This is a genomic window from Streptomyces sp., assembly GCF_031178505.1.
GTDB lineage: Bacteria > Actinomycetota > Actinomycetes > Streptomycetales > Streptomycetaceae > Streptomyces > Streptomyces gulbargensis.
This window is the reverse complement of sequence record NZ_JAPSIW010000224.1, coordinates 1-9,091: the sequence shown is the minus strand read 5'-3', so window position 1 is coordinate 9,091 and position 9,091 is coordinate 1. Positions and strand designations below refer to the sequence as shown.

The following is a 9,091-nucleotide window of genomic DNA, read 5'->3' as shown; positions in this document are numbered from 1 at the left end:
GCGAGTGCCCGTACCGGAATAAACGCACCGAACACGTTTGCCGGATCCTCTCGTTGGCGTGATTCACTCCAACGAGTGGGGTTGGGTGCACCTGTCCGTCACCCGCCGAGGAGGTCCGTGAGGGCTCCGACCGGGTCGGCGTCGGGGGCGCCGCGCGGCCACCAGTCGTCGCGGCCGGGGTCCGACTCGTACCCGTACCAGAGGCCGTCACGGCCGAGGCGGAGCTGGAGGGCGTCGGTGCTCAGCCGGTTGCGCCAGGGGCGGAAGGCGGGGAAGTCGGCGGCGATCAGCGCGGGTCGGGCCCGGTCGAAGGGTCCGGCCGGCGGGTCCCAGGGCTCCTCCAGGACGGCGAGGCCCTCGGCACCGCCCTGCCGCCAGGCGGCGACGGCGCGCGCGAGGTCCGTGGCGGTGCGGCCGAGGGCGTGGGCGAGGTCGCGGTAGAGCGCCCGGGTCGAGGCGGTGAGCCCGGAGCCGGGGTGCGCGGCGGCCAGCCGGACGGCGTCCTGCCAGGGCGTCAGCGCGGCGACCGGGTCGGTGCCGGTGAGGAGGAAGGTGTGGGCGCGGGCCGCGGCCTCGGTGGCGAGGAGGTCGAGGGCGAGCGGGTCGGGAGCCGCGGGGTCCGGCGGGAAGACGGCGGGGCGGCCGGGCCGGTCGGGGACCGGCAGCGGCGGGGGCAGCGGCGGGAGTCCGGTCCCGGCCGCGGCGTCGAGGGCCTCGCGCGCGGGCACGGTGGGCAGGGGCGGCGCCGCGGAGGAGGCCTCCGCGGCGGACAGGGCCGCGTTGCGCCGGGTGAACTCGGCGAGCAGTTCCCGCTCCCCACGCCCCCGCATGAGGAAGAGGACGAACGGGTCCTCGTCGAGCAGCCGGGCGGCCTGGTAGCAAAGGGCGGCGGCGTGCTTGCAGGGGTAGCCGTCGTCCGGGCAGGAGCAGTCCGGGACCAGGTCGCCCGGCGCGGGCAGGAGTCCGGTGACGGCCTCCAGGGCGTGCGGCACGTCCTTGTCGAGGAGCGCGGCGATGTGTTCGGGGCGGGCGGTGACCTCGTCGAGGAAGCGTTCCCAGCCGTCGTCGCCGAGGGTGCGCATCCGGATCTCGGTCCGGTACGGGCGGGGCCGGCTGCCGTGGACGTAGGCGACGACCCGGCCGGGGGTGACGGTGATCGCGTCGACGTGGCCGCGCCCGGCGTAGGCCTTGCCCCGGGCCAGGCGGGCCGTGTCCAGGGCGGTGTTCTCCAGGGCCTCCACCCAGGCGTTGCCCCACCAGGTGGCGGCGAACCGGCCGTCGTCCCCGGTCCGGGGCGCGAGCTGCGGGAAGGAGCGGCGCCGGTCGTCGTGGCGGGCGGCCGCTTCGCGCGCGGCGCCGGTCCGTCCGGCGCCGCGGCCTCCGGTGCGGTTCACGAGGGCCTCCTCAGGGACACCAGGTCCGCGAGTTCCCGGTCGGTGAGTTCGGTGAGGGCGGCCTCCCCGGAGCCGAGGACGGCGTCGGCCAGGGCCCGTTTGGCGCGGAGCATCTCGGCGATGCGGTCCTCCACCGTGCCCTCGGCGACCAGCCGGTGGACCTGGACGGGCTGGGTCTGGCCGATCCGGTAGGCCCGGTCGGTGGCCTGCTCCTCGACGGCCGGGTTCCACCAGCGGTCGTAGTGCACGACGTGACCGGCCCGGGTGAGGTTGAGGCCGGTGCCGGCCGCCTTGAGGGAGAGCAGGAAGACGGGTACCTCGCCGGACTGGAAGCGGTCGACCATCCGCTCGCGCTCGGCCACCGGTGTGCCGCCGTGCAGCAGTTGGGCGGGGACCCCCCGGGCGGCCAGGTGGTCGGCGAGGAGCCGGGCCATCGTCACGTACTGGGTGAAGACGAGCACGGACCCGTTCTCGGCGAGGATCGTGTCGAGGAGCTCGTCGAGGAGGGCCAGCTTGCCGGAGCGGCCGGCCAGCCGGGCGGTGCCGACGCCGCGCGGCGCCTCCTCCTTGAGGTACTGGGCCGGGTGGTTGCAGATCTGCTTGAGGGAGGTCAGCAGCTTCATGATCAGCCCGCGGCGGGCCATGCCCTCGGCCTCCCCGATGAGCGTCATGGTCTCCCGGACGACGGCCTCGTAGAGACTGGCCTGTTCGCGGGTGAGGGGCACGGGGTGGTCCGACTCGGTCTTCGGCGGCAGCTCGGGGACGATGCCGGGGTCGGACTTGCGGCGGCGCAGCAGGAAGGGCCGCACGAGCCGGGCGAGCCGCCGCACCGCCTCGTCGTTGGCGATCTCCTCGCTGTTCTCCACGGCGCGGGCGTGGCGGGAGCGGAAGGTCTTGAGCGGGCCGAGGAGGCCGGGGGTGGTCCAGTCGAGGATCGCCCAGAGTTCGGAGAGGTTGTTCTCCACGGGGGTGCCGGTGAGGGCGACCCGGGCGGGGGCGGGGATGGTGCGCAGGGCCCGGGCGGTGGCGGAGAACGGGTTCTTGACGTGCTGGGCCTCGTCGGCGACGACCATCCCCCAGCGGTGCGCGGCCAGTTCGGCGGCGCTGGTGCGCATGGTGCCGTAGGTGGTGAGGACGAATCCGCCGCCGGCTCCGTCGAGGCTGCGCTCGGCGCCGTGGAAGCGGCGGACGGGCACGCCGGGCGCGAACTTGCGGACCTCGCGCTGCCAGTTGCCGAGGAGGGAGGCCGGGCAGACGACCAGCGTGGGCGCGGGGTGGGCGCGGCGCAGATGGAGCGCGATGAGGGTGACCGTCTTGCCGAGGCCCATGTCGTCGGCGAGGCAGCCGCCGAGACCGAGCGAGGTCATGAGGTCGAGCCAGGCGAGTCCGCGGAGCTGGTAGTCCCGCAGGGTGGCCGTCAGGCCGGGCGGGGCCTGCACGGCCTCGGGGCCGGCGACGAGCCGGTCGCGGAGGGTGGCGAGCGCGCCGACGGGGACGGCGGGGACGGTCTCGCCGTCCACCTCCGCCGTACCGGTGAGGGCGACGGCGAGGGCGTCCACCGGCTCCAGGAGGCCCAGTTCCCGCTTGCGGGCCTTGCGGACGAGGGCGGGGTCGACGACCACCCACTGGTCGCGGAGCCGGACGACGGGCCGGTGGGCCTCGGCCAGGAGGTCCATCTCGCGTTCGGTCAGCGGATCGCCGTCGAGGGCGAGCTGCCAGTTGAAGCGGAGCAGTTCCTCGCTGTCGAAGAAGGAGGTGCCGTCGGTCGCGGAGCCGGGGGCCTGGCGGGCGGGGCGGACGACGGCGGAGGCGCTGAGGGAGCGGGCGAGTTCCCGCGGCCAGTGGACGGCGACCCCGGCGTCGGCGAGCCGGGCGGCGGCCGGGCCGAGGAGCTCGTACAGCTCGTCCTCGGTGAGGGCGAGGACGTCGGGCACGTCCCGCTCCAGGAGCCGGGCGAGCGGCGGCCAGACCCGGGCGGCCCGGCGCAGCGCGAGGAGGGCGTCGATGCGGGCGCGCGGTCCGAAGTGCTCGCCCTCCCCCGCCCAGAGGCCGGCGGCGTCGATGACGAGGGTGGGGTCGGCGAGGCTGTGCACCTGGAGGAGGGCCGCGGCGGCCTGGCGCTCCCCGCCGTCGGCGCCGTCCTCGGCCGGTGTCCCGTCGGCGATGTCGAAGAGTTCGTACCCGGACAGGTCGAGGCGGAGCGAGACGCGTACGCCCGCGTCCATGCCGGCCGCCGCCTCGGCTGCCCAGGCACGCGCGCGGGGAAGGTGCTGGGGTTCCCGTGCGGCGAAGGGGGCGCCGACCGCGTGGGCGGCGGCGGGGGTGCGGGGCAGGGTGTCGGCGACGGCGTCGAGGAAGGCGCGGACAAGTGCCTCGGGCTCGGGCAGCCGCAGCGGGCCCCGGCCGGGGACGGGCACGGGGTGCGCCTCGTACGGCATGGCGGCGGCGACGGCCCGCAGGTGGGCGATGTCGTCGGCGTCCAGGGGACCGGCCCGCCAGGCGTCCAGGTCGTCGGCGGTGAGACCGGGCAGCGTACGGCCCCGGGCCGCGACGTGCAGGGCGTGCAGCGCGGCGGCGCCCCAGCAGGCGGTGGCGGGGTGGGCGGCCGGGTGGTGGCGGGCCGCGGTGAGGAGGGGCAGGGCGGTGTCGACGGGCAGGGTCACGGCGGGGACGGTCGCGGCGCGGGCACCCGCGCCGTGCCGCCGGACCACGGTCAGCTCTCCGGCCTCCGCCCCGGGGACGCCGGAGAGGTCGGGCAGGGCGGCGCCGTCCGGGGCCCAGTACGCGACGCGGCCGTCGCGCGGGAGGGCGGCGGGCAGGAACACGGCGGCGGCGGTCGTCCACGTGTGGGTCATGCCGGTCCCTCCTTCCCGCTCCTCGGTGCCGGGTCCGTACGGCCCGGTGTCGGCGTCGGTCGTACGCCTCGGTCACGACCTTACGGGTGGGGTCCGACAACGGCCTCGTCCGCCGGTTCGCCCGGGCGGCCCAGCAGCGGATGCCGGGAGACCGGGCGGGCGGCAGGGTGGCGGCACCAGGGGTCGCGTGCGCCTGCCGCGCGCCGGCCACCGGGACCGTCGCCCGACAGAAGAGGAACCGCCATGTCCGTTCGCCGGCGTCTCACGACCACCACCGGGGCCGTGCTGCTCACCTTCGCGGTCGCGGGCTGCTCCGGCCTCGGCCGCAGCGCCGTGGGCACCCTCACGTACGAGACCGGGAACGGGGCGAAGGTCATGGTGACGAGCCCCTCGGTGAAGGGCTGCCACCGGCTGGCGCCGGCGGGGGCGACGGACGTCGACAACGAGACGCTGGTCGACATCATCCTCTACCAGGCACGGGACTGCCGGGGGCAGGAGTCCACGTACCTCCCCAGCAACAGCGGCAACTCGATCACTCCGGGCGCGCAGCCCTGGCGCAGCTACAGCGTGGTCCACTGACCCCGCGCGCCCGGGGCCGGCCGGTTTCCTCCTCGTCCGCGCGGAGGGATCCTGGAGGTGTCCGCGGGGGAACCGACGGGAGACCCGGCCGTCATGCGTACCGGAAGTGAACCGGCGACCGCGCGCAGCGCCCTGCGCCTGCGGTTCTGGCTGAGTGCCTGGGGTCTGGTGTGGGCCGTCCTGGGGACGGTCGTGTTCGCGCTCGTGGGGCGCCCTGGCTGGGCCGCCGCGTGCGGGGTCCTGTTCGTGGTCGTCACGGTGGACCTCGTCCTGGTGGTGCGCCATCTGCGGCAGGGCCCGCACTGGCAGCCGGGCCGGGACGTCCCGCCCTACGAGCCCGACCACGGCGGGCCGGACGGGCGGCGCCGCTGAAGCGGGCCGCTCCCGGCCGTCACTCCTGCGGGCCGAACCCGGCGGCCTGCAGGTACTCGGGCCTCGGGTCGAGCGCGGCGGCGAGGCGGAAGTGCCGGGTGGCCTGAGCGGGCTGCCCGGAGCGCTCCAAGGTGCGGGCCAGGGCGAAGTGGGCGAAGGCGTTGTCCGGCTCCCGCTCCAGGACCAGCTCGAACTCCAACTGGGCGGGCCGCAGCTGGGCGGCGGCGAAGAAGGCCCGGGCCCGCAGCAGGCGCGCGGCGGTGTTCTCGGGGTGGGCGGCGATCACCGAGTCGAGCAGCTTCACGGCTCCGCGCGGGTCCCGCGCGGCGAGCAGCTGCTCGGCGGCGCGGAAGTCGATGACGTGCGTTTCCGGGTTCCTGTCGGCCACGATGGCATCCTTCCCTCGATCGGATGCTTGAACACCGGACGTGTCGGCCGCATTCCGGGCCCGCGGCGGCGCCCCGGCCCGTCCTACCGGACGGCCTCGGCGGCCCGCCGCCTCAGCTCGTCCCAGACGTCGCGCACCTGGGGTTCGAGGGCGTCGAGGGGGCCGTCGTTGTCGATCACGAGGTCCGCGATCGCGCGCCGCTGCTCCCGCGTCGCCTGAGCTGCCATCCGGGCCCTGGCGTCCTGTTCGGCCATGCCCCGGAGCCGCACGAGCCGGTCGAGCTGGGTCTCGGGGGAGGCGTCGACCACGACGACCAGGTCGAAGAGGGGCGCGAGCCCGTTCTCGGTCAGCAGGGGCACGTCGTGGACGACGACGTCACCGGCCGTGGCCGCGGCCTCCAGCTCGGCCGACCGGTCCCGGACCAGCGGGTGGACGATCGCGTTCAGGGTCGCGAGGCGCTCGGCGTCGGCGAACACGAGGGATCCGAGCCCGGGCCGGTCGAGCGTCCCGTCCTCGGTGAGGATCCCCTCCCCGAAGGCCTCCACGACGGCCGCGAGGCCCGGCGTGCCGGGCTCGACGACCTCGCGGGCGATCCGGTCCGCGTCGATCAGCACGGCCCCGTACGAGACGAGCAGCCGGGACACCTCACTCTTGCCGGCGCCGATCCCGCCGGTCAGGCCCACCTTCAGCATGAGCGGCAGCTTAGGGGGTGGTTCCGGGGCGCTACACGTCGCCCTCCCGCTCGGCGAGGAAGCGCTCGAACTCGCGGCCCAGTTCGTCGGCGGACGGCAGGTCGACGGGCTCCGCGACCAGGCTGCCGCGGGTCTCGGCGCCGGCGACGGCGTCGTACTGGTGCTCAAGTCCCTGGACGAGCGAGACGAGTTCCTCGTCGCCCTCCCGGATCTGGCGGTCGATCTCGGTCTGGGTGCGGCGGGCCTCCGAGCGGAGGGCGTGGGCGACGCCGGGCAGCACCAGGCCGGTGGCGGCCGTGACCGCCTCCAGGACGGTCAGGGCGGCGTCCGGGTACGGCGAACGGGCCACGTAGTGCGGGACGTGGGCGGCGACGCCCAGGGTGTCGTGGCCGGCCTCCATGAGCCGGTACTCGAGCAGGGCCTCGGCGCTGCCGGGCACCTGTGCCTCGTCGAAGGGGCTGCGGTACCCCGGCATGAGGTCGGTGCGGCTGCCGTGCGGCGTCAGGCCGACGGGGCGGGTGTGCGGCACGCCCATGGGGATGCCGTGGAAGTTGACGGAGAGGCGGACGCCGAGGCGCTCCACGATCTGGCGGACGGCGGCGGCGAACCGCTCCCACTCGACGTCCGGCTCGGGGCCGGAGAGGACGAGGAAGGGGGCGCCGGTGGCGTCCTGGACGAGGCGGACCTCGATGGAGGGCGTCTCGTACGCGGTCCATCGGTCGCGCCGGAAGGTCAGCAGGGGCCGGCGGGCGCGGTAGTCCACGAGCCGGTCGTGGTCGAAGCGCGCCACCAGCTGGTGCGGAAGGGTGTCGAGCACGCGGCCGATGATCTGCTCACCGGTCTCACCGGCGTCGATGTAGCCGTCGAAGTGGTAGAGCATGACCAGCCCGGCCGATTCCTGAGCCAGGGCCACGTCCACCACGGCCAGGCCCTTCGGGTCCCATACGTACAAATCCTGGGGATCAAGCACGATTACCGCTCCTCCTCGTGTCCTTCTGGGGAACGCGGGGCGCGGCGCGGTGATTCCCGTCGGAGCGATCTTCCACCGGACCGATGGCCTCCGGTACGCGCGCCGCCGCCCCTCGCGGGCCCCGCGACCTCGACTGGTCCAGACCTTGACAGCGGGAGTGGCCCTCCCTACCGTCTCGGGACAGCACCGTTCAGCATCTCGACCTCTGTGCACATACTCGAACCCGCCCTCTTCCGGAAGGCAGCCCATGCGCACGAGAACGCTGCTCCTCTCCCTGCTCCCGGCCCTCCTCGCCGTCCCGCTCCTCCCCTCCCCCGCCACCGCGGCGACCGTCGACGTCTCGACCGCCGCCCAGCTCAGGACGGCGCTCACCAACGCGCGCCCCGGCGACACGATCCGCCTCGCGGACGGCACGTACACGGGGAACTTCAAGGCCACGACGCCCGGCACCGTCACGGCGCGGATCGTCCTCACCGGCTCCTCCCGGGCGGTGCTCAGCGCCGGCGGCGGCTACGGGCTGCACCTCAACGGCGCCTCGTACTGGACGGTGGCCGGGATCACGGTCACCGGTGGCCAGAAGGGGATCATGACCGACGCGGCGGACGGGGTGGTGATCGACGGGGTCACCGTGCACGGCCTGGACATGGAGGGGGTGCACTTCCGCAACTCCAGCCGGAACGCGGTCCTGAGGAACTCGCGCATCTACGACACCGGGAACGACGGGCGCGGCATGGGCGAGGGGGTGTACGTCGGCAGTGCCAACACGCTCACCGACCGCAGCGACAACGCCCTGATCACCGGCAACGTGATCGGGCCGGACGTCGGGGGCGAGAGCGTCGACATCAAGGAGGGGACGACCGGGGCCCGGATCATCGGCAACACCTTCGACGGGCGCGGACTGACCGGTGTCCACTACGACGACTCGTGGGTCGACGTGAAGGGCAACAACGTGCTGGTCGAGGGCAACCGCGGGGTGAACACGACCAACAACGGCTTCGAGACGCACAGCCAGCAGAGCGGCTGGGGGTGCGGGACCGTCTTCCGGGACAACCACGCGGATCTGACGGGCGCCACCGGCCCGAAGCGGCTGGCGATCCATGTGACCCATCAGAGCGGCAGCTGCCGGACGACGGTGTACGCCTCCAACACGGTGACCGGCGGCTACGGGCTGACGAACATCGCCGTCACGCCCTGAGAACCGGTCCGGGGTCTCGCAACCCGGAGCACGCGGCCCCGTCATGGGAACGACCGAGGCCCGCTCCCCCGGAGGGGAACGGGCCTCGGTGCGCTAGCTGCTAGCGCCGCTCAGCGGTGAGCCTGTTCAGCTCTGGCCGCCGGCCAGCTTCTCGCGCAGGGCGGCGAGAGCCTCGTCCGACGCCAGGGCGCCGGAGTTGTCGTCCGACTCCGAGGAGTAGGAGCCACCCGACACGCCCGCCGGGGCACCGGCCGGAGCGGCGGCGCCACCCTCGGCAGCGGCGGCCTCGTCGGCCTCGCGGGACTTGATGACCTGAGCCTGGTGCTGCTCGAAGCGAGCCTGCGCCTCGGCGTACTGGGTCTCCCAGGCCTCGCGCTGAGCCTCGTAGCCCTCGAGCCAGTCGTTGGTCTCGGGGTCGAAGCCCTCGGGGTAGATGTAGTTGCCCTGGTCGTCGTAGGACGCGGCCATGCCGTACAGGGTCGGGTCGAACTCGACCGAGGCCGGGTCGGCACCGAAGGACTCGTTGGCCTGCTTCAGCGAGAGGCTGATGCGACGGCGCTCGAGGTCGATGTCGATGACCTTGACGAAGATCTCGTCGTTGACCTGGACGACCTGCTCCGGGATCTCCACGTGGCGCTCGGCCAGC

At 74.5% G+C, this 9,091-nt stretch carries 9 protein-coding genes; 3 read left to right on the top strand and 6 right to left on the bottom strand.

Annotated elements, in window-relative coordinates:
* Window positions 1-98: 98 nt before the first annotated feature.
* Entirely contained in the window at window positions 99-1,394 is a 1,296-nt protein-coding gene (locus RIF68_RS16830) for an SWIM zinc finger family protein (protein WP_309052082.1), read from the bottom strand.
* Window positions 1,391-4,249 carry a DEAD/DEAH box helicase gene (locus tag RIF68_RS16825; RefSeq protein ID WP_309052081.1) on the bottom strand — a complete coding sequence of 953 codons (2,859 nt, stop codon included), beginning with the start codon at window positions 4,247-4,249 and terminating at the stop codon, window positions 1,391-1,393. The genes RIF68_RS16830 and RIF68_RS16825 overlap by 4 nt, the downstream gene beginning before the upstream one ends.
* A gap of 243 nt (window positions 4,250-4,492) precedes the next feature.
* On the opposite strand from RIF68_RS16825, the gene RIF68_RS16820 reads away from it, so the two are divergent.
* The gene (locus RIF68_RS16820; RefSeq protein ID WP_309052080.1) at window positions 4,493-4,828 is read left to right on the top strand and encodes a hypothetical protein; all 336 of its coding nucleotides are present in this window, start codon (window positions 4,493-4,495) and stop codon (window positions 4,826-4,828) included.
* A gap of 93 nt (window positions 4,829-4,921) precedes the next feature.
* A complete protein-coding gene (locus RIF68_RS16815; RefSeq protein WP_309052079.1) occupies window positions 4,922-5,200 on the top strand; it encodes a DUF6343 family protein in 279 nt (92 codons plus the stop codon).
* Between the two features lie 19 nt (window positions 5,201-5,219).
* Here RIF68_RS16815 and RIF68_RS16810 read toward each other — a convergent pair whose 3' ends face one another.
* From RIF68_RS16810 to RIF68_RS16800, 3 genes are all read right to left on the bottom strand, one after another.
* Window positions 5,220-5,588, bottom strand: a complete 369-nt coding sequence (locus RIF68_RS16810; protein WP_309052078.1) for a tetratricopeptide repeat protein — start codon at window positions 5,586-5,588, stop codon at window positions 5,220-5,222.
* A gap of 83 nt (window positions 5,589-5,671) precedes the next feature.
* Complete coding sequence (coaE, locus tag RIF68_RS16805) at window positions 5,672-6,280, bottom strand: dephospho-CoA kinase (RefSeq protein WP_309052077.1); 609 nt, start codon at window positions 6,278-6,280, stop codon at window positions 5,672-5,674.
* Between the two features lie 31 nt (window positions 6,281-6,311).
* Entirely contained in the window at window positions 6,312-7,250 is a 939-nt protein-coding gene (locus tag RIF68_RS16800) for a PAC2 family protein (protein WP_309052076.1), read from the bottom strand.
* A 247-nt stretch (window positions 7,251-7,497) separates the two neighbouring features.
* Here RIF68_RS16800 and RIF68_RS16795 point away from each other — a divergent pair, with 247 nt between their 5' ends.
* Window positions 7,498-8,445, top strand: coding sequence for a right-handed parallel beta-helix repeat-containing protein (locus RIF68_RS16795; protein WP_309052075.1), 948 nt, complete (start codon window positions 7,498-7,500; stop codon window positions 8,443-8,445).
* Between the two features lie 126 nt (window positions 8,446-8,571).
* Here RIF68_RS16795 and RIF68_RS16790 read toward each other — a convergent pair.
* On the bottom strand, window positions 8,572-9,091 hold a 520-nt coding region (locus tag RIF68_RS16790), incomplete at its 5' end, for a S1 RNA-binding domain-containing protein (protein ID WP_309052074.1).